We start from the raw sequence: 21749 nt of genomic DNA on the forward strand, positions 1-21749 counted from the left end.
CATTGGCAACACGATATAGCAACTCTTTATCTCAAAAGGTTACTAACGCTCCGTTGGTAACCTTTCGGCTTTTATTTGGGGCACTGATGGTAGTGTCCATTTTGCGCTTTTGGATCAATGGTTGGATCTATGATTTGTACATAGCTCCCAAGCTGTATTTTCCATTCATCGAAGGACTGAAACCAGTGCCGGGCGACGGGATGTATGTAGTGTTTGGAGCGATGCTACTCGCCGCAACGATGATCATGGTAGGTGCATACTATCGGGTAGCCACCACTGCATTTTTTCTCCTTTTCACGTATGTGGAACTGCTCGATAAGACCAACTACCTGAACCATTACTATTTTGTAAGCCTGCTCAGCTTTTTGCTGATTTTTATTCCAGCACACAAGGATTTCTCATGGGATGTGAGGTTTGGCCGCACCAAACCCACTGCAGAAGCGCCCCGCATATTCATCCAAGTACTTCGCTTGCAAATGGCCATACTGTATGTATTTGCGGGCATTGCTAAAATCAACTCAGATTGGCTGCTGCGTGCGCAGCCCATGAAAATGTGGCTGGCGGCCAATGTTTATCAGCCTGTGATTGGTGAGCTGTTTCGCTACAAGCTTACGGCATATATTTTTAGCTGGTTTGGGATGGTCTATGATACTACCATCCCGTTTTGGCTTTCATGGAAAAAAAGCCGGGTGCCTGCCTATGTCACGGTAGTGATCTTTCACCTGATGACCTGGTGGTTATTTCCTATTGGGATGTTTCCCTTCATCATGATAGCCATTACTACGGTCTTCTTCTCTCCAGAGTCGCACCAGCGTGTGTTGCAGCAGTTCAAAAACTGGACACGATGGCAAGCCCCTCTCCCCAAAAGCAATGCGGCCGTTTCTCCAGCGATAAAATGGCTTTTTATAGGTTATTTTGCAGTACAGTTTCTGTTGCCGATGCGTTACCTGGCGTATCCCGGTGACCTGTTTTGGACCGAAGAGGGCTACCGTTTTTCATGGCGTGTGATGCTGATGGAGAAGGCAGGGCAGGCTTCGTTTTATGTGAAAGACAAAGGGCAGGAAAAGGCGTTTTTGGTGCCAAACTATGAGTACCTCACCCAGCAGCAGGAAAAAATGATGGCTACTCAACCTGACATGATTGTGCAATACGCACATATGCTAGAAGAAATTTACAAGGCCAAAGGGCTCACAGATCCTGTGATCACGGCCGAAGTTTATGTCACATTGAATGGTCGACCGAACCGGCAATTTATTGACCCGAAGGTGGATTTGACAGAAGTAAGAAACGATTGGAGACACAAAACCTGGATAAGCAGATATGATTAGGGCGTTGGCGATAGCGGTAATGTGTGTGGTGGTATTTCCAGGCTGGGCACAGCAGCTTGCTGGTATACTTACCGACGAGCGAGGGCAAGCTCTGTCAGGGACTATTTTTGTAGATGGCACTGGCATCAAGGCCATGGTAGGTGAAGATGGTACTTACCAAATCGCTAAAGTGAAGCCGGGGGCTTATCGAGTAGTGGCATTTTCGCCGGGCTACGAGGCAGCCTATAGAGATATTACTTTTTCTGTCGGCAGCAAGCATCGCATCGATTTTGTGCTATCGGAGCTCTCCACGGAGCTGGACGAAATAATGGTAGAGGATGCACGCGGCGAAGAGCTGGGCATCGGGTGGCTGGAGTCTGTGACCGGCTCAGCCATCTATGAGGCCAAGAAAACGGAAGTTATCCGCATAGACGAGGTAATAGGCAACAAGGCTGCCAACGTAGGCCGCCAGGTATACTCACGTGTGCCCGGCCTCAATATTTGGGAAAATGATGGTGCGGGTATCAACCTGGGCATTGGAGGCCGCGGGCTCAACCCCAACCGAACTTCAAACTTTAATGTGCGCCAAAATGGATACGACATATCCGCAGATGCACTGGGATACCCCGAAAGCTACTATACGCCTCCCGTACAGGCACTGCGCAGGATCGAGATTGTACGGGGTGCTGCAGGCCTCCAGTATGGTACGCAGTTTGGCGGCATGCTCAACTTTGAGTTTAAAGAAGGCCCAGAAGACAAAAAAGTGGAACTTACCAGCAACCAGACTGTGGGGTCATTTGGACTCTTTAGTAGCTTCAATAGCCTGGGAGGCACTGTAGGCAAGCTCAATTATTATACTTTTTACCAATACAAAACCAGTGATGGCTGGAGGCCCAATTCACAGCAGGATCAGCACAATTTCTTTGGATCGTTTACTTATAATTTTAACCCGTTTTTGTCGGTAAAGGTGGAGCATACACACATGAAATTCCTGGCGCAGCAGCCCGGAGGATTGACCGATCGTGAATTTTATCAGGACCCTACTCAGTCTAAGCGTGCCAGAAACTGGTTTGATGTGGGCTGGGACCTCACTGCTATGGAGTGGGACTACCGCGTATCATCCAGGCTCAAATTCAACAACCGCAGCTTTTTGCTGGGCGCCAACAGGTATGCCGTAGGAAACCTGGGGCGTATAGACCGTCCGGATGATCCGGAGCAGCCACGAGATTTGCTCAAAGACCGCTACCAAAACTGGGGCAATGAATTTCGGGTGATTTACCACTATCCACTATTAGGTGAGCGCTCGGTGCTGTTGCTCGGCAACCGGCTGTACTTTGGCAAAACCCTCCGTGAGCAAGGCGAAGGCTATGCGGGCGCCGAACCCAATTTCAGCTTTCAAAACCCCGGCGAACCTGAAGACTCTGATTTTGAGTTTCCCAGTAAAAACATCGCCCTATTTGCTGAAAACGTGTTCAACTTCACGCCCAAGTTTAGTGTGACCCCAGGTGTGCGTTTTGAGCACATCCGTACCGATGCAGTAGGCTACTACTATGACAGGCGTGAAGATCTGGCCGGCAACATTATCTATGAGGAAAAAGTATCCGAAGATAAACAGAAGCCACGTTCGTTTGCACTGCTGGGCATCGGGATGAGTTATAAGCACCATGAGCTGTTGGAGTTGTACGGCAACATATCTCAAAACTTCCGGGCCATCAATTTCAATGACATCAGAGTGGATAACCCCTCTCTAAAAGTAGATGAAAACATCGACGATGAGCGCGGTTTTAATGCAGATCTGGGGATGCGAGGTGCCAATCAGGGCAAGCTCCGCTATGACGTTTCGCTGTTTTACCTGTCTTACAAAAACCGCATAGGTAGTGTGCTGAAAAAAGAGCCAGATCCCAGGTTCAATTACCTGGTAGACCGTACCTTCCGCTTTCGTACCAATGTAGCTGATGCAGCCATTTTCGGTTTGGAATCCTATCTGGAAGGCGACCTGATAGAGTTGTTTCAAACACCCCTCGACCCAGACAAACAGACACTTACCGCTTTTATCAACTTTGCAGCGATCTACTCACGCTACCTGAGTAATGCTGAGCCTGGCATACAAGGCAATGAAGTAGAGCTGGTGCCACCGGTCAATATCAAAACCGGTATCACGTACAAACGCAATCGCTTTGGGCTCTCCTACATGTATACCTATGTACGGGAGCACTACTCTGACGCATCCAATACCGATAACAACCCACCTGTGCCTACAGCTGTAGAAGGTACCATCCCCTCCTATTTTGTGATGGATATCTCTACCAACTATACCTATAAGTTTCTTACACTGGAGGCCGGCATCAATAACCTGACCGATGAGCAGTATTTTACGCGCCGGGCTGCAGGATACCCCGGTCCTGGAATAATTCCTGCCAAGCCAAGGAATTTCTATCTTGGCCTGGAGTTTCAGTTTTAATGTTGGAAGCATCCGGGCACAACTGGTAATTTAATATCGGTCTAAACCTCAAATTATAGCGGGGTACTATTCGCCATAGAGGGGGGTAGATCATTCCTTTACCTTTTCTCGCCGAAACTTATTAGCGTAATATTTACGGATGTTCATACATTTACGATCAACGGAATTCACGGTACCCTGTTGGGTATCTATTTTTTAAAAACGCTACACGTATGAAATCCCTATTATCCATTTCAGTAGGATTGTTATGTTCGCTTGTCTGCATGGCGCAGCAGCTTCCATGGCAAGATCCAGAGGTCTTTGCAATCAATAAGCTGGAGCCTCACACCTATTTTTATCATTATGCGAATGCAGCGGAGGCCAATGCCAGTTGGCAGCAATCCGCCAACTACTTTTCATTAAACGGCACCTGGAAATTCAACTGGGAGAAGACACCCGAGCAGCGGCCAAAGGATTTTTATCAACCTGATTTCAATGTCTCCTCGTGGGGTACTATAGAGGTGCCGGGAAACTGGGAGCTCCAGGGCTATGGCATTCCGATTTACACCAATGTCACTTACCCATTTCCTAAAAATCCTCCTTTTGTAGATTCAGACTACAACCCGGTGGGTAGCTATAAGCGCACCTTTGAGTTGCCCGAAAGCTGGGACGGTAAAGAAGTTTATCTGCACATCGGAGCAGCACGCAGTGCACTGTATGTATGGGTAAATGGCGAGCAGGTTGGATATAGCGAAGGCAGTAAACTTCCAGCGGAATTTGACCTGACGGACTACCTTCAGGCTGGCACCAACGATATCGCCATAGAAATGTACCGTTGGTCAGACGCCAGTTACATCGAAGATCAGGATTTTTGGCGGCTGAGTGGGTTTGATAGAGACGTTTACCTCTATGCCACTGATGAGGTTGCTTTGTGGGATTTCAAGGTGATTTCAGGCCTTGATGCTACCTATGAGGATGGTGAGTTTGCACTCAACCTAACCGCATGGAACAAGTCCGACTCAGATAGCAAACTAAATGCTCAGGTAGTCCTAAAGGATGCCGAGGAGGTATTGGTAGATGAAAATGTGAGCATAGAAGTACCTGCCGAGGATCAGGCCGAAGGCATGGTCACAGCGCTGATCAAAGAGGTGAAGAAATGGTCGGCAGAGCAGCCCAACCTGTATACGTTGGAAATAGCTGTAAAGGATGCCTCAGGCAATGTACAAGACTTTATCACTACGCAGGTAGGCTTTCGGGAGGTGGAAATCAAAGATGCGCAGCTCCTGGTTAATGGAGTACCTATCTACCTGAAAGGTGCCAACCTCCATGATCACGATCCGGAAAAAGGTCATGTGGTGAGTGAAGAACTTACCGAATTGGACATGCGCATCATGAAGCAGCACAACCTCAACGCTATTCGCACAAGCCATTACCCTAAGGATTCGCACTTTTATGACCTGGCAGACAAGTATGGCTTTTATGTAATCGATGAGGCCAACATAGAAACGCACGGCATGGGTACCACCAACCAGGGCAAATTTGACACGGTACCACACCCGGCATATCGTGAGGACTGGAAAGCAGCGCATATAGACCGTACCCGCAGAATGTACGAGCGTGACAAAAATCACCCTTCCATAATCATTTGGTCACTGGGAAATGAAGCGGGCAATGGAGAAAACTTTAAGGCAACCTATCGTTGGTTAAAAGATCATGATGCCACGCGTCTGGTGCAGTATGAAGGTGCAACTAAGGATTGGAATACGGATATCATTGCTCCTATGTATGCTCGACTTGAGCACATGCGTGAATATGCTGCTTCAAATCCCACCAAGCCATACATTCAGTGCGAATACGCCCATGCCATGGGCAATAGTGTGGGCAACTTGCAGGACTACTGGGACCTGATGGAGCAATACCCGTTTTTTCAGGGAGGTTTCATATGGGATTGGGTAGACCAGGGCTTGGAAGCCAAAACAGCCAATGGGGAGACCTACTGGGCTTATGGCGGAGATCTTGGCGGTCAGGACTTACAAAATGATGCCAATTTCTGTATCAATGGCCTGGTATTTCCTGATCGGAAAATCCACCCTGCGCTCCTGGAGGTGAAGAAAGTTTACCAATATGTGAAGTTTAAAGCGTATGAAAAGGGAAAGCTCACTATCTACAACGGCTATGATTTTACCAATTTGTCTGCATTTGCCTTTGAGTGGGCACTGCTAGAAAACGGCGAAGTTGTTCTGGATGGAGCGCTGGATCGACTGGACGTAGCGCCTCATGCTGAAGCGGATGTGCAGCTACCTATTCCTGCGCTTTCGGACCAGAAGGAATACATCCTACAAGTAAAGGCACGAACGATCAGTGCAGCTCCTCTTGTGCCGAAAGGTCACGATGTGGCCCGTGAAGAGTTTGTGCTCACAGCATATAATTTCCCGAAAGAGCTGGGGACGCAAAAAGGGAAACTTACTGTGACGGAGGACACCCAAGCACTTATTGTATCCTCTGAGGAGGTTACAGTTTCCTTTGACCAGAAATCAGGTTACCTGGAAAAGCTAGACTATGGATTTGGGAATGTACTGATTAGCCCGCTGAAACCTAACTTTTGGCGTGCGCCTACTGACAATGATTATGGATTTGGGATGCAGTGGAAGCGCAAGGTGTGGAAGCAGGCTAGCGAAAACCAGCAGCTCGTGTCCATCAAGGCCACAGCTGCCGACAAGCCGGCAAGTGGTAAAGTGAAAAATACCAATGTACTGGTGAAGGTAGTATATGAGCTGCCGGATGTGTCTGGTGATATGGCAATGACCTATGAAATCTCACCTGAAGGTAAAATTCTCGTGACCGCTGATCTAATCAGCCTGGGCGATGACCTTCCCGGCATGCCTCGATTTGGCGTCAATTTTTCGGTAAAAGAGGCCTATAATCAGGTGAAATGGTATGGTAGAGGCCCCCACGAAAACTATCAAGACCGCAATACCGGATCGTTTTTGGGTGTATACCAGGCCACAGCTGCTGATCTATACCACCCGTATGTGCGCCCTCAGGAAAACGGCTACCGTACCGATACACGTTGGGTGACAGTCACGAATCAGCAAGGTCTGGGCATTCGTTTTACAGCGGTAAATGAGGCACTAGGCTTTAGTGCACTGCACAATACGATTTCTGATTTTGATGCCGGAGCTAAAAAAGCACAACGCCACACCACCGACGTGAAGCCACGCGCATTGGTCAACCTCAACCTGGATAAGGCACAAATGGGTGTAGGAGGAGATACGAGCTGGGGAGCACAGCCTCATCCACAGTATCAGATTCCCGCTGAGCCTTCCAGCTATCAGTTTCTGATGATGCCAAAAAACTAGTGTGGAGAGCACCACTCAAAACAAGGGTATTTTCCTGGTGAAGATGCCGTGTTTTGGGTGGTGTTCTTAGTTTTTTTCGGATATTCGCACTTCACCATCCTCATGATTGCTATGCGCAATTTTTTCTCAGCCATCCTGTTGGCCCTTACACTCACTGTTTGGGGGCAATATATTCCTAATCACCAGGTAGACGATCACTCTGATTTTTACCTGGACTTAAGCTCTGGTATCGACAACCACTCCGGTCTGCTGGGCATAGGCTTTCAGCTTCCACTCAGCTCTCAGGTTGGTATGAGAGCAGGGTTTGGTTTTGGCTCCTGGGGAGGCAAGTTGAGCATAGGGATGAAATACCAACGTTATCAGAAGAAAGGCTGGGGGTATGGGTTGGGCTACTCGCACTGCCCGGGCATTGAAGACATTCACTTGGAATTTACCGATCAAAATGGCAATGTAAACGAAGCACATTTGGAATACCTGCAGGTAGGCACTCTCAATTTTACGATTAACCGAAACTGGACGATTAAGGATCATCTCATGTTCTTTATTGAGTCAGGATATGCCGTGCCTATTGGTGGCGAGGAGTTTTATCGGGTTAAAGGATCCTATCAGCCAAATGCCAGCGAAAAGGCCCTGCTACAGGTTTTGCGTCCCGGAGGACTCATTTTTGCAGTCGGCTTGCTGGTGGGGCTGTAGCTTAGGCTATAGGCACTTTACTTTGCTCACATAGTCCCATACCACTATGCCGAGGCTTACAGATATATTCAGAGAGTGCTTAGTACCATATTGGGGTATTTCCAGTACCGTGTCTGCCTGGCTCACTACCTGATCATTTACCCCAAAAACCTCATTGCCAAAAACAAAGGCATATTTTTGGATTGGTTGAGGCTGAAAGTCCAGCAATGAGACGCTTTGATCGGCCTGCTCCACTGCTACGATTTCATACCCTTCGGAGCGGAGCTTTTCCGTAAGGCTCAGGATATCTTCGTGGTATTCCCAGTCCACCGTATCTGTAGCGCCCAGGGCCGTTTTGTTGATGTCTCTGTGAGGTGGCTTTGCTGTGATGCCACAAAGGTGAATTTTTTCAATACGGAAAGCATCGGAAGTACGAAATGCACTGCCAATGTTGTTCATACTGCGGATGTCATCTAAAATAATGCAGGCATTTACTTTATTGGCATCTTTAAATTCTTCAGGATCCATTCTGCCCAACTCCTCATTTTTTAGTTTTCTCATGCGCTTGTCTTTCCTTAATATTGCTGTTCGAATTCAACTCCAAACTTACCACCAATCCACAGGATGGCGAAATCCAAAAAAAGTTCTGAAACCCCACTGATGAAACAATACAACGCCATCAAGGCGAAGTACCCGGGGGCGTTGTTGTTGTTCAGAGTAGGAGATTTTTATGAGACTTTTGGCGAGGATGCAGTGAAAGCCAGCAAAGTGCTGGATATCGTGCTCACCAAGCGTGCCAACGGCTCGGCATCACACATTGAGCTGGCGGGATTTCCGCACCACTCGCTGGATGCTTACCTGCCACGCCTGGTGCGTGCTGGCAACCGTGTGGCTATCTGTGACCAGCTGGAAGACCCCAAGTCGGTAAAGGGCATTGTGAAGCGCGGAGTTACCGAGCTAGTTACCCCAGGCCTATCCCTCAATGACAATGTGCTGGAGCAAAAGCGCAACAACTTTTTGGCTTCCATACACTATGACGAAAAGGCCTGTGGAGTGTCATTTCTGGACCTTTCTACCGGCGAGTTTTTGGTGGCTCAGGGTGTGCCTGAGTATGTAGAAAAACTCATCCAGGGTTTTCAGCCATCTGAAATTTTATACTCCAAGTCAGAAAAAGAGCGCTTTGACAAGGTGTATGGTGATTACATCAACTTTCACCTGGAAGACTGGATCTTTAGTCAGGAGTATGGCTATGAAAAACTCACTCGTCATTTCAATACGCCAAACCTGAAAGGATACGGCGTGGAAGATATGAAGTCGGGGATCATTGCTGCCGGAGCCATTCTTTTCTACCTGGAAGAAACCGAACACAAAGAAGTCAAACACATCGGGCAGCTTTCGCGCATTGATGAGCAGCAATATGTCTGGCTCGATAAGTTTACCATACGCAACCTGGAGCTCATCCACCCGTCGCAAGCGGACGGCACTGCACTGATCGACATCATGGATCATACGCAGACGCCTATGGGGAGCAGGCTTCTACGCAAGTGGATGGTGCTGCCGCTAAAAGATAAGGATCAGATTGAGCGCAGGCTGTCTACAGTAGAGGCTTTCACTCACGAAGAAGAAATATTCAACGAGGTGTGTGCATACCTCAAGCAAATTGGGGATCTGGAGCGCCTCATCTCTAAAGTAGCCACAGGCCGCATCAACCCTCGCGAAATGGTGCAGCTCAAAAAAAGCCTTAAGCAAATCAAGCCCATCCGTGATGAGCTGAAGAAATCTGAAAACCCGGTCTTCGGGCAATACCTCGATCAGCTCAATGAGTGTGAGACGCTGCTTTCAAACATCGAAACTGCACTAAAGGACGATGCTCCCATCAACGCTACACAGGGAAACATTATACAAGATGGTGTAAACGAAGAGTTGGATGAGCTACGCAAGCTGGCATTTTCTGGCAAGGATTACCTGAAGGGCATCCAGGAGCGGGAGATGGAGCGCACAGGCATTACCTCGCTGAAGATCGCTTACAACAAAGTCTTTGGCTACTACCTGGAAGTCACCAATGCACACAAAGACAAGGTGCCGGAAGAGTGGATCAGAAAGCAAACCCTGGTGAATGCGGAGCGCTACATTACTGAGGAGCTCAAAGTGTACGAAGAGAAGATACTCAATGCCGAAAGTCAGATTTTTGTCATTGAAAACAGGCTTTACCAGGAGCTGGTTTCGTTTGCTGCAGAATACATCGAGTTGATACAGCAAAATGCCCGCGCCATTGCCACCCTCGATTGCCTTACCTCATTTACCTTCCTGGCCAGGCGCAACAAGTACATTCGGCCGACCATCGCCGAGGATCATGCCCTGGATATCAAAGCCGGCCGTCACCCGGTGATCGAACAAAACATGCCTCCAGAGGAGGATTACATCCCCAACGATGTGTACCTCGACGATGAGTCGCAGCAGGTAATGATCATCACTGGTCCCAACATGGCCGGTAAGTCGGCATTGCTGCGTCAGACTGCTTTGATTGTACTGATGGCCCAGATGGGGTCGTTTGTGCCTGCTGGCTACGCACGTGTGGGGCTTATCGACAAAGTATTCACCCGAGTGGGTGCGTCAGATAACCTTTCGCGCGGGGAGTCTACCTTTATGGTGGAGATGACCGAGACTGCCAGCATTCTCAACAACCTAAGTAGCCGATCACTGGTGCTGATGGATGAGATCGGCCGGGGTACTTCTACGTATGATGGTATTTCCATTGCCTGGTCCATTGTGGAGTTTTTACACAACCACCCGCAGTACAAAGCCAAGACACTTTTTGCTACGCACTACCACGAGCTCAATGAGCTGACCAACGACCTGCCACGGGTGAAAAACTACAACGTGGCGGTAAAAGAGCTGGACAACAAGATCATCTTTATTCGGAAGCTCCAGGAGGGTGGCAGTGAGCATAGTTTTGGTATCCATGTCGCCCAGCTCGCAGGGATGCCCAATCAGGTGGTGATTCGTGCCAATACCATCCTGAAGCACCTGGAGGCTGACAAGCTTTCAGAAAATGAAAAGGAAAAACTGGCCGAGGTGCCTAGCAGCCAGTTTCAGCTCAACTTGTTTGAGTCTGACCCGCGCTTTGAGCAGGTGCTCAAAATGCTGCGTGAAGTAGATGTCAACACCATTTCTCCGGTAGAGGCACTTCTCAAAGTCAATGAGATGAAGGAGCTCCTCAAAGGCAAAAGCTAGGACTCATCATAAAAGAAGATGTGTACTGCCAGCCCAATGGCGCCTACAGCTGCTATGATGAAGCTGATGATGGCAAAGCCCGGATAGCCGAACAACTGGAAGTCGGTTTGGATACGCATCAAAAGGGATGAGCCGATCACCAAAGATGCTAGTATTAGACCCAGCGTAATCCGGTTGGCTACCTTTTGGAAACCTTTCATCATGCGTTTTTCGTCAAAGGCATCTACCCCTATCTTCAGCTCATTGTTAGCCGCCCGGTCCATGAGCTTGTTGAGCCGCTCGGGTAGCTTTTCAATGAGCTCTTTTCCCTCCAGTAGGGTAGAAAAGAAGTTTTGTGGTGCCAGCTCCTTGAGCATGATCTTATTCATCAGCGACATGGCGTTTTTGCGAATGGCCGCATTGGGATCAAAGTCGGGGGCTAGCGTGTGGGCGACCAGGTCCAGATTGAGCAAGGCTTTGCCGATGGTGCTAAGCTCCATGGGTAGCTGATATCCACAAGTGGCAGCAGTCTGTATCATGCGAAAAAGCACCTGACCAGTGTCTATGTCTTTGATGGAAGCATGTTGGTTTTCCTGAATCAGGGTGGTCATCTCCTGCTTGAAGCGGTCGGGATCGGCTTCCTCCCCTGCAGAGCTCATGCGCATGAGTATGTCTAGCGTTTCTCCGGCTTTGTTTTCACTGATGTTTAGAATGAGTTTCAAGTAATTTTTGCGCAGGTCGTCTGAAAGATGCGCTACCATGCCCATGTCCAGCAGCGCTATCCTGTTGTCTTCGGTGAGATGCACATTGCCCGGGTGAGGATCTGCGTGGATAAAGCCGTCCACCACGATTTGTTTGAGGTAACTGCGGAAGAGTTCGTCGCAGATAGCTTCTCCGTCTATTTCGAGCTTTCGAAGTGGGGATATTTTAGAAATGTTGCATCCATCGATAAACTCCATGGTGAGCACCTTATCTGTGGTGTAGTCAGCTACCGACTGGGGGATGAGTATGCGCTTAAATTCAGACAGGTTTTGCTCCAGCAGGTTCATATGCTCAGCTTCTTTGAGGTAGTTGAGCTCCCGAATGAGGGTTTGTCTGAAATGAAGAAAGAGGCGGTTGAGCTGGTATTTTTTACCCAGTGTAGTGTTGTTTTCGATGAACGCAGACGCTTGTTCTATGGCTTCCAGTTCTTCCATTACCTGCTTGCGTATGCCGGGGCGTTGGATTTTTACCACCACTGGTCGACCATCTCGCAAAGAGGCACGGTGTACCTGCCCCAGTGAGGCTGCAGCCATTTGTTGAGGGTCAAACTGGCCAAAAGCTTTGGATATGCGTACTCCAAGTTCACTTTCTACAATGGACTCCACCTGGCTGTAGGGGAAAGGCTTCAGGTTGTCTTGCAATTTTGAGAGGGCCTCAATGTATGGAGGAGGTAGCAAGTCGGGCCGGGTGGAGAGTAGTTGGCCCAGTTTGATGAACGCTGGTCCCAGGTCTGCTATGTCTTTGATGAGTTGGTCTTCGTCCAGGTCAGTGGGCTGTTCGCTGGGTTGGGCATCCGGAATTTCCGAAAGGATGCCTGAGCTGCTGAGGAGTGATTGGTCGCCATGTTTCCATAGAAACCACAGGAGGTCTTTGTATTTTGTTAGGTGCTTCAATGTCATGTTCGTTTAGGACATTAACACCTGGGGAGGGTTTTTGTGAGAAATTTCCCAAGAATTCAAGGGGTATCTGCATCTTCAAACATCTGATGGATTGGTTTACCAGAACTGTCTGTGATCTTTGTTAGGTTGAGTTCGAGTTCGAGCTCCTCGATATGGCATTGGAGGTTGCGCACGTGGCGTGATAAAGACTGAGAGGGTCGCCTGATGAGCTGATCCATTAAGTGATTGTGGATCTTTAGTGCACATTCTAGTGCTTCGAATTGCTCGGGTTGGGTGGAAGTGTCGCAGGTGTTGGGTGTCATATGCATTGAAATATTGGGAAAAGCTTTTCCCAATATTTACGAATGAAACCCAGTTCCTGGATTTAATTGTATGTTAATTTTCTAAATTAATTACCTCGATTATTGAGCCATTTTGTATTGAGCCAGCGCAATTTCGTATTTGGTGATAATAGCCTCTAAGGCATCGAGGTTATTCATATACTTCACTTTGGAAAAATCTCTCACCTGTTTCTCCAGATGATGTTTTACCTTCAGAGAGCATTCCAGGCCCATTTTTAGTTCGTCTTCAGAAAAGTCTGCAAGGATTAGTTCGTGATCTTGTGCTATACGGTTTGGTTGATACATTTTCTGGTAAGGTTTGGTTGTTGGTCGTTCTTTCTTGTTAACAATTTAGTAACATTCCCTTTAAAACAAATATCGTTTGGGTTGATATCCTACGAGCAGGAAAATATGTCGATGAACCGGTCAATACGGAGGATAAGCATGCAGTTAAAGCAGCGTTGTGAGAAATATGATTTGGAAAGTGAATTCAAGAGGTACTGTCGCGGCCTGATATGTTTAAAGTGAAGCTTATTCTCAGCATGGAATTTGTTCTAAATGAACCAATAGCCATATCTTAACCATTGATTAATTTTTTAAGCGGAATGAAGAAAGTGGTTAGGTATGTCCTGGTGTTGCTGGCACCAATGTTTGCTTGTCAGCAATCGGGTGATGTGGATGTTCCAAACGAGAAGGAAAGGCCTTCCAAGTCAGAAAGTGCCGTGGTAAATCCAAGAGTTGATAGTCTTTCGAAGGCTCCTTATATCACCAGAGATGTAAAACGCCAGGCTGTACTTTTTGATTCCAGTAAAGGGAAAACGCCCTATCCAGCGCACCCAAATGTGCACCGCCTGACCAATCTGCAGCAATGGCCTGTTGATAATAAAGCGCTTACAAGAGTGCCATTGAAGCTTTGGAATGCAGCAGGACCACCACATTTTATGGTGAATGGAACCGGTGATACCGTAAAGACTGGCGTCACCATTCCTGCTCATATGCAGACATTGGATGCCGGACCTATTCTCAGAGAGGAAGCCCACAGGCCACGGTTTAGAGACGATGCAACAGAAAACATTCGGTACCTGGATGTAGATCAGGGAATGGCTTCATCTTATGTGTATTCTGTGCTGGAGGACCGATCCGGTAGCTTGTGGTTTGGGCATCAGGTAGGTTTTAGCCGATACGATGGGGTAACGTTTACGCATTTTACTGAGTCACCAGGCATAGCTATGGGCTGGTGTATGTTGGAAGATTCCTATGGCAACATCTGGTTTGGAACCCTGGGCTATGGCCTGATCAAGTATGATGGGCATGGGTTTTCACATCTCACCGAGGCTGATGGCATGCTTCACGAAAACGTTTTATCTCTGGCTGAAGACCGTAATGGAGCCATTTGGATCGGTACTGATGCTGGTCTTACAAAGTTTGACGGGGAATCGTTTTACCACTATACCGAAGCTGAAGGCTTGATGAATAGCTCCGTGAATGCCATTCATATAGATGCAGAAGGTGTTTTTTGGTTAGGAACTGAGGAAGGCTTAATCCGCTTTGACGGGGAGGTTTTTACGCAGTACACCGAGAACGATGGGCTGAGCAACAACAGGGTAGTTGCGTTATTGGAAGATGCATCGGGTCAGCTTTGGCTAGGTACCAATGGTGGAGGTGCCAATCGGTTTGATGGAGCCTCGTTTACCCATTATACCACTGATGTGGGCCTCAATCACAATGTGGTCCGATGCATAGAGGAAGACGCTCATGGCAACATCTGGCTGAGTACAGATGGTGGTGGCACCAACCTTATCCGAGGAAATCAACTGATCAACTATGGACTGCAGGAAGGCTTGTATGTAGATGTGTATGGCTCTTGCATAGACCGTGCGGGGCATCTGTGGTTTGGCACTAATGGAGGCGGTGTGAGCACACTGGCACCTAATAGCTTTAAGCATTACAGTGATGTAAATGGTTTGGCAAATAGCTATATACATGCCATTGAAGAAGACCATGAAGGCAATATTTGGATTGGGTCAGATGGAGGCGGGCTTCACCGCTATGACGGTCAGAATTTTCACAACTATACCATGGACGATGGCCTTGCTGGCAATTCCATTTCTTCATTGCTGGTGCATAGCAACGGAGACTTGTGGGTGGGTACTACCTACAATGGTCTGGGCAGGTTTGATGGGCAGACCTTTGAAAAATTTGATACCAATGATGGTCTGGGCAAGGAATACATCGGATGTATCAGCGAAGATGCCGATGGTAATGTATGGTTTGGTACGGATGGTGCCGGACTGGTAAAATACGATGGTCGAGACTTTCACCGATATACACAACAGCACGGTCTGAGTCATAATGTAGTCAATGACATTTTCTGTGATGGGAACAACATGCTTTGGATTGGTACGGATGGTGGTTTGAGTGTATTTGATGGAAAAACATTTACCAACTATACGCAGCAGGAGGGTTTTGAATTAGCACCAGTAGGGTCAATTACCAAAGACCGAAACGGGCACTGGTGGTTTGGGTCGGGCGGTGCCGGGCTTTGCAAATATGATGGCAAGGAGTTTCGATACTTTACCGAGGAAGAAGGACTGTCCGAAAATTTGGTTTGGGCTATGCGAGAGGATAGAGATCAAAATATCTGGGTGTCAACAGAAAATGGTTTAAACCAGCTCGTGTCCACTGCAGAGGATCAATATGCTTTCATCAAGTATGCCCAGGGAGATGGACTTAAGGGGGTTGATTTTTTTGCGAATAGCATCTGTCTGGATCGCAGGAACCTTTTGTGGCTGGGTAGTGGAAAAGGGCTTACGGTTTTGGATCTAAACCGATTCAGCATGCCTTCTGGAGCGCCAACCATCCATATCCGCCAGCTGGATATCAACGGAGAGTATACGAACTTCAGAAAGCTAAATGAAGGAGCTACAAGTGGGCTCCGTTTTGCGAGTATTGCACCGTTTGAAAATTATCCCGAAAATCCGGAAATAGCTTACAAGCAAAATCACCTGACATTTTACTACTCAGCTATAGACTGGGAGGCCGCTCATGATCTGCGGTATAGTTATAAGCTGGAAGGGCTCAACACTGCCTGGACGGCCCCTTCTCCGGATACGAAGGCTGACTATCGCAACATACCTCCCGGTAGGTATACATTTAAAGTACGTGCTAGCGGAAAAACAGACCGCTGGAGTGAAGAAGCCGCGTTGGAATTTACCATCCTGCCGCCATGGTATCAGACGTGGTGGGCATATTTGATATATTTTGGATTGCTGGTGTTGGCAGGTTATAGCTACACTTCGTGGCGTACAAAGAAGCTAATGCGCCAGAAAAAAGAACTGGAGGAGACCGTAGCCAGCCGAACAGCAGATTTGAAAGCATCTAACGAAAGCCTACAAGATGTAAACGCCCAGCTCAACAATCAGAAAGAAGAAATAGAGCTTCAGGCATTTGAGCTGCAAAAGCTCAATGACCTAAAAAGCAAATTTTACTCTGTAGTGGGGCATGACTTGCGTTCACCGCTCACGAAATTGTTTGCAGTGGTATACCAGATCAAACAAAAACTGGGTACTCATGATGGTGAGGTACAAGCGGCGTTTACAGAGTTTGACACCATGTATCAAAATTTTGTGGAGCTACTGGATAATGTACTCGATTGGGGTTTGCTGGAGTCCAACCGAAAGAAAATAGAGCTACAGCCTGAGTACTTAGATGAAATAATAGAAAACGTGGTGTGCCTCTATGAACCGTATGCACAGGCAAAGCAGATAGACCTGCAGTATGAAGCCAATATCTCTGCTGACCTGAGGGTCCATATAGATAAGGGCAGCATGGAAATCGTCATTCGCAACTTACTGAGCAACGCCATCAAGTTTACCAATGCCGGAGGCAGTATTAAGGTGTTTACCTATGAAGAGTCGGAAGACGTATTTATCAAAGTTCAGGACACTGGTGTTGGGATATCCGAAGAAAGGCTGAAAAGTATTTTCGATATGAATGAGTCAAAACGCACCACCGGAACTCACGGGGAGAAAGGCACAGGCCTGGGGCTCAAACTGGTTCACGATTTTGTGAAGCTAAACAAAGGATCGGTAGACGTGTCGAGTGCTTCAGGAGAAGGCACTACCATCATTATAGCATTTTCGAAAATGGAGTCGACTAGCTAAAACGCTGCATCAACTCCTGCTTATAGCTTCTCGAAATGGGGCATTTGTGATTACCGACGATTACGTGTTGTCGGCTAAAAGAGTCTACTTTGAGTAAGTTGATGGCATAGGATCGGTGAATCCTCACAAAGTTGTCATACTCCTGCTCTTTTAGAAAAGCATCTAGTGAGCTCCGTACAATGTGCCGTTTGCCATTCTCGAAAATTTCGATGTAGTTATTGTCCGATTTGATTAGCGAAACATCATTTGCTGAGATCTTGATGGTAGAAGTGCCCGAGCTTATCTGGATGGTTTGGTCTGTTTTGTTTTTGTTTCGAACGATCTCAATGGTGGTGAACAAATCCTCCTTGGTGAATGGCTTGATCAAATAAGCCTGAGGAATCGTTTTGGCAGCCTTGCTTACCGTACTGATGTCTGCATAGCTACTGAGGTATAGAAAAGGTGTTTTTGTTGTTTCGTTGATGTGATCAGCCAGGTCTATCCCATTTTTACTATCACCCAGATCTATGTCCAGGATGACCAGATCTGGCTGTTTTTCGTCGATAGCCCGTACTGCCTGATCGTAAGATGCGGCAATACCCACTACGGCATATCCAAGCTCATTTAGCAGGCTGGAGCACATGGCTCCGATGGCCTCCTCGTCATCCACTACCAGTATTTGATAACCTGCTCTATCGTTCATTTCGGAAAAATTAGCTGTTGGGTAAATCCGATGGTAACAAATATCGGACAAAACCACCAATTGATTCAGTTGGATTACTGACTATCCTTCGCTATCAAAAAGTTCCGAAAGCTCATGTTTATGCTTTCGTGATACCGGTACTTTTACTTCATTGACCAAAAGGTTTTGGCCACTAATGGCCTGAACCATGTTTAGGTTGACCACATACGAGCGGTGTACCCGCACAAAGTTAGGGTGGTTGGTTTCCTCTAGAAATTTTTCCAGCGAGCTCCGGGTAACATACTTTCTTGCAGAGGTATAGATCTCCAGGTAAACATTGTCGGACTTTACGAAGCAGATGTCACGGATAGCCACTTTTACGCTCATATCATGCTCGCGTACCAGGATGGTTTGATCAGTGTTGGCTTTGCGAGATCGGATGATTTCTATGGTTGCAAAAAGATCTCCCTTGTTGAATGGTTTGAGCAAATAAGCTGCTGGCTTGGTCTGGGCAGCTTTTTTGATGGTGATACTGTCGGAGTATGATGTCAGGTAGATAAATGGGATTTCGTAGGCCTCATGGAGCATTCGTCCCAGATCTATTCCGTTTTTTTCGTCGTTGAGGTTGATGTCCAGGATGATCATGTCAAGCGTGTCTGCATGGTGTTTTAGCTGAGTAGTGGCCTCCTTATAGTTTTTGGCTATGGCCAACACTTCATAGCCCAGTTCGGTGACCATTTCTTTGATCATCTCGGCTATCATGAGCTCGTCTTCAATTATGAGTAGTTTGAATGTCTCCCTCATTTCGGAATCGTTAGCAGAAATTTCTTGTTTTTATACACTAGCGTAGCATCCGTTTGACGGACTAGAATGTTGATGATTTTAAACCCAAAACCTGAAGCCTCCTCTGCCAGAAAGCTTTCCATTCCCTCACCGCTATCTTCGTATTCAATATATACATTTCCATTTTCCTCTCTTGCACTGACGGTTATTTCTCCTTTGGAATCCTCGTTAAATGCATATTTGAAAGAATTGGTAATGAGTTCGTTCAAAATTAGTCCAATGAAAATAGACAACTTCATGTCCAGGCGTAAATCTCGAGCGGCTACATTTATATTCACGGACTCATTGGTGTCAAAAAGCGTGTGTAGCTCTACGAATAGCTCTTTGATAAAAGCGGCAAAATCTACCTCACTGGTGTTTTCTACATCATAGAGGTTTTGGTGCACCAGAGCCATGGTTTCTATTCGGGCCTGGCATTCGTTCATGATCATTTTCACCTCTTCATTGGTGGAAGCGCTGGCGCGTAAGTACAGGAGGCTTTTGAGAAAGGTGAGATTGTTTTTTACTCGATGATGCACTTCCTGGCGCAAAAGTTCTTTCTCATAGAGCTGCTTTACCACCTGGGTTTTTTCCTCTTCCAGCTGCCGGGTTCGTTGGCTCACCAGTTGTTGCAGCCTTTGTTTGGCTTGATTGTTTTGTCGCTCCCGGTAGACCAGGTAGCATAAGATGCTACTGGCTACTAAAACGGTGCAAAGGCCATAAAACCACGAGGTTTGATACCAATAGGGTAAAACCCGAAAATTGAAAGTTAGCGGTTCGCTTTGAGCCTCGTCTTGAGTGGTAGCATAGACTCTGAGCTCGTAATCTCCGTGGCTCAGTCCATTAAACTGTAGGCTGTTCGATGCGATTTTATTCCACTTGTCTGAGTCAAACCTGCTGCTGCTTAGGTTATAATACAGAAGGCTTTCGCTTCCCCAGCTGATGTTGTTAAACACAAACTTTAGCGGTGTTTGCTGGTCCACCTGCAGGTTGCCGGCTACAAGCACCGAGTCATTACTCACTATACGGTTCAAACTTAGCTTCGGTGCAGTCACTTTATGCTTAAGAAAATAAGGATCAAACGTGAGCAGGTGGTCGCCACCACTGATGATGACCTCACCGGCGGCAGATTGGCTGATACAGGAGTTTCCTACCAAATTAAGCCCATGGGACTTGTGGTACAGGCGCTGCGAAAAGCTTCTATCGGAATCTTCTTTCATGTATATGAGGCCTGCATCACATACAAGCAGGTAGGTGCTGTCCGTTAGTTGAAGGATGTCATGGATGTCATTGGGGCCTTCGGAGATTTTTAGCTCTGAGCTTCTGCCCGTCGAGTCCACCATCTGGATAGCCATGTCGCTACAGTACCAAAGCCTCGATTGGACATCTTCAAACACATGTTTGATTTTATTGGACGCAAGGATGTTTTGGGTGCTGAGATGACGGTATTTTCTCCCATTGATGGCAAGCACGCCCTGATTGGCAGTGAGCACGTATAGGATGCCGCTTCGAGTTTTGACGAGCTTCACAAAATTCATGTTTTTCCATTGATTCTCAAAGGAATAAAAGGTGCCTGCTTTGAAGCGGTAGAGCTGATTGGAGATATTTAGTCCCCAGATATTTCGGTCTTTGTCTAGCTGGATGGTATAGATCGTAGAATCCAGCTCCACATCTTCTACCATCGTGTAAAAGGTGTATCGATTGTTACTCATGAGGGTGAGCCCATGGTCGGCGCTAGATATCCAGACGCTATCCTCGTTCATTGGGATTCCACTTTCACAATGGTTGCCTGCTCCTGAGTATTTGATGTAGTGATGCGGCGTTTCCTGATAAAACCCATTGCCCCCGGTGAAATACCACATGTTCTGGTCATGAGGTACCATCTGGCTTACTACAGGTTGGATTGGTTTTTTTAGCTTGTAAAAAAGCTGTTGATCTATGCGCGATAGTCCTTTGAAGGGATCACATACCCATATATTCTCAAAATCGTCTGCCAGCAAGGCATAGGACACTCTATGAGCCAACCCGTCTTCTATGGTAAAAGTCATGAGTTCGCCATTCGTTTTGAGTAGCCTTACACCCTGGCCATAGTCGCTCATCCATAGTCCATGGGAGTTTGCCGCAAAGGAGTAATTTTTATGATTGGACGACTCGTCCACCTTTACGTAGAAGAGTGAATCGTTTCTGTATTTCAGCAGATCTCCGGTAAAGTGCCCAAAATAGATTTCACCCCCATATTCAAATGCTGTTCGAGGCGTGTCAAATACCCCTTTCCGGTTGTAGAAAAACAGGCTGTCATTTTGGATGTAGGAAATACCATCATGGCTATGTACTACCCAGAGCTTTTTGTCCGTACTGCGGATGACAGAGCTCACAGACTTTACGGGAAGCGAATCGAAATACTGGTGCCAGGTGCCCGCTTTCCAAATAAAAAAACCGTTGTAAATGGTAAACACAAAGAGCTCCCCTGTTTTTATGTTTTCATTGAATCCTTTCAAGTGCGTAGGTCCAAATTCTCCTTTGTTAGGCACATAAAGGTTTTGTTTATAAATGTAAGCGCATCCGCGTTCTGTGCTGATCCATAGTCTGTCGTTAGTGTCCAGGAAAAGGCTTCGGATTTGCTGAAGGGGAAACTGCTCGATTCCTTTGTACACTTCAAGCTCCACACCATTGTACAGTACCAACGCCTTGTCCAAACCCAGAAATATACGTCCATCGGCAGCTTTGGCGATGGATGTTACTTCGTTGCTGGGTAATCCATGGTATTTATCGAGGTACTTGATGTTTTTGGTAGCAACATCCTTGAAGGCCATTCCACCGGGTAGTTTGATTCGCTCATCCATCTCCAGCTTGTAGCTGGTAAAGTCTATGTCTTTTTTCTCTGGGCGGGTAGTCCCGTGGAAGCTAAACTTAGCTGGAAAGTATACCTCTTTTACACGGGAGGAATGAGAGCTCCGCGCTATCGTATCAGCAATCACAGGAGCAGTGCGCTGATAGGCCACCAAGGTATCAGGGATCGGAAGTGGTTTCCAGGGCGGTAAAGACTGGCCAATCACACGAACACTCCAAAGGAGCATGATAAAAATAACAAAGATTGGTTTCATCAGGTTGGTGCTGAAAACGGTACGGTT

General features: G+C 47.2%; 13 protein-coding genes. 6 read left to right on the forward strand and 7 right to left on the reverse strand.

Annotated features, from left to right (window positions below; genetic code table 11):
- Positions 1-2 precede the first annotated feature (2 nt).
- From C7460_RS07365 to C7460_RS07380, 4 genes are all read left to right on the forward strand, one after another.
- Positions 3-1328: an HTTM domain-containing protein gene (locus C7460_RS07365; RefSeq protein WP_245986232.1), complete on the forward strand. Its 1326-nt coding sequence runs from the start codon at positions 3-5 to the stop codon at positions 1326-1328.
- Positions 1321-3768, forward strand: coding sequence for a TonB-dependent receptor domain-containing protein (locus C7460_RS07370; RefSeq protein ID WP_245986234.1), 2448 nt, complete (start codon positions 1321-1323; stop codon positions 3766-3768). Before C7460_RS07365 ends, C7460_RS07370 begins: the two co-directional genes overlap by 8 nt.
- Positions 3769-3980: 212 nt before the next feature.
- Complete coding sequence (locus tag C7460_RS07375) at positions 3981-7106, forward strand: glycoside hydrolase family 2 TIM barrel-domain containing protein (protein ID WP_115867455.1); 3126 nt, start codon at positions 3981-3983, stop codon at positions 7104-7106.
- 111 nt (positions 7107-7217) lie between these two features.
- The gene (locus C7460_RS07380; RefSeq protein ID WP_147302877.1) at positions 7218-7799 is read left to right on the forward strand and encodes a hypothetical protein; all 582 of its coding nucleotides are present in this window, start codon (positions 7218-7220) and stop codon (positions 7797-7799) included.
- A 6-nt stretch (positions 7800-7805) separates the two neighbouring features.
- On the opposite strand, the gene C7460_RS07385 is transcribed toward C7460_RS07380, so the two are convergent.
- Positions 7806-8339 (reverse strand): RNA methyltransferase, encoded by a 534-nt coding sequence (locus C7460_RS07385; protein ID WP_115867457.1) that lies wholly within the window; start codon positions 8337-8339, stop codon positions 7806-7808.
- A gap of 63 nt (positions 8340-8402) precedes the next feature.
- On the opposite strand from C7460_RS07385, the gene mutS reads away from it, so the two are divergent.
- The gene (gene mutS / locus C7460_RS07390) at positions 8403-11012 is read left to right on the forward strand and encodes a DNA mismatch repair protein MutS (RefSeq protein ID WP_115867458.1); all 2610 of its coding nucleotides are present in this window, start codon (positions 8403-8405) and stop codon (positions 11010-11012) included.
- Here the strand turns inward: mutS and C7460_RS07395 are convergent.
- The 3 genes from C7460_RS07395 to C7460_RS07405 all read right to left on the reverse strand — a co-directional run bounded on the left by C7460_RS07395 (position 11009) and on the right by C7460_RS07405 (position 13278).
- Complete coding sequence (locus C7460_RS07395; RefSeq protein ID WP_170147923.1) at positions 11009-12646, reverse strand: ABC1 kinase family protein; 1638 nt, start codon at positions 12644-12646, stop codon at positions 11009-11011. The genes mutS and C7460_RS07395 overlap by 4 nt on opposite strands.
- A 62-nt stretch (positions 12647-12708) precedes the next feature.
- Positions 12709-12954 (reverse strand): hypothetical protein, encoded by a 246-nt coding sequence (locus C7460_RS07400; RefSeq protein ID WP_147302878.1) that lies wholly within the window; start codon positions 12952-12954, stop codon positions 12709-12711.
- A 99-nt stretch (positions 12955-13053) separates the two neighbouring features.
- On the reverse strand, positions 13054-13278 hold the full coding sequence (locus C7460_RS07405; protein ID WP_115867461.1) for a hypothetical protein: 225 nt from the start codon (positions 13276-13278) through the stop codon (positions 13054-13056).
- Between the two features lie 299 nt (positions 13279-13577).
- Between C7460_RS07405 and C7460_RS07410 the strand changes: the two genes are divergently transcribed.
- Complete coding sequence (locus C7460_RS07410; protein ID WP_115867462.1) at positions 13578-17135, forward strand: ligand-binding sensor domain-containing protein; 3558 nt, start codon at positions 13578-13580, stop codon at positions 17133-17135.
- Here C7460_RS07410 and C7460_RS07415 read toward each other — a convergent pair.
- From C7460_RS07415 to C7460_RS07425, 3 genes are all read right to left on the reverse strand, one after another.
- Positions 17128-17817, reverse strand: a complete 690-nt coding sequence (locus C7460_RS07415) for a LytR/AlgR family response regulator transcription factor (protein ID WP_115867463.1) — start codon at positions 17815-17817, stop codon at positions 17128-17130. The two genes, C7460_RS07410 and C7460_RS07415, sit on opposite strands and share 8 nt — an antisense overlap.
- An 81-nt stretch (positions 17818-17898) precedes the next feature.
- Positions 17899-18600 carry a LytR/AlgR family response regulator transcription factor gene (locus C7460_RS07420; protein WP_115867464.1) on the reverse strand — a complete coding sequence of 234 codons (702 nt, stop codon included), beginning with the start codon at positions 18598-18600 and terminating at the stop codon, positions 17899-17901.
- The gene (locus tag C7460_RS07425; protein WP_115867465.1) at positions 18597-21722 is read right to left on the reverse strand and encodes a histidine kinase dimerization/phosphoacceptor domain -containing protein; all 3126 of its coding nucleotides are present in this window, start codon (positions 21720-21722) and stop codon (positions 18597-18599) included. The genes C7460_RS07420 and C7460_RS07425 overlap by 4 nt, the downstream gene beginning before the upstream one ends.
- Positions 21723-21749: the final 27 nt, after the last annotated feature.

The organism is Marinoscillum furvescens DSM 4134 (genome assembly GCF_003386095.1).
Lineage (GTDB): Bacteria > Bacteroidota > Bacteroidia > Cytophagales > Cyclobacteriaceae > Marinoscillum > Marinoscillum furvescens.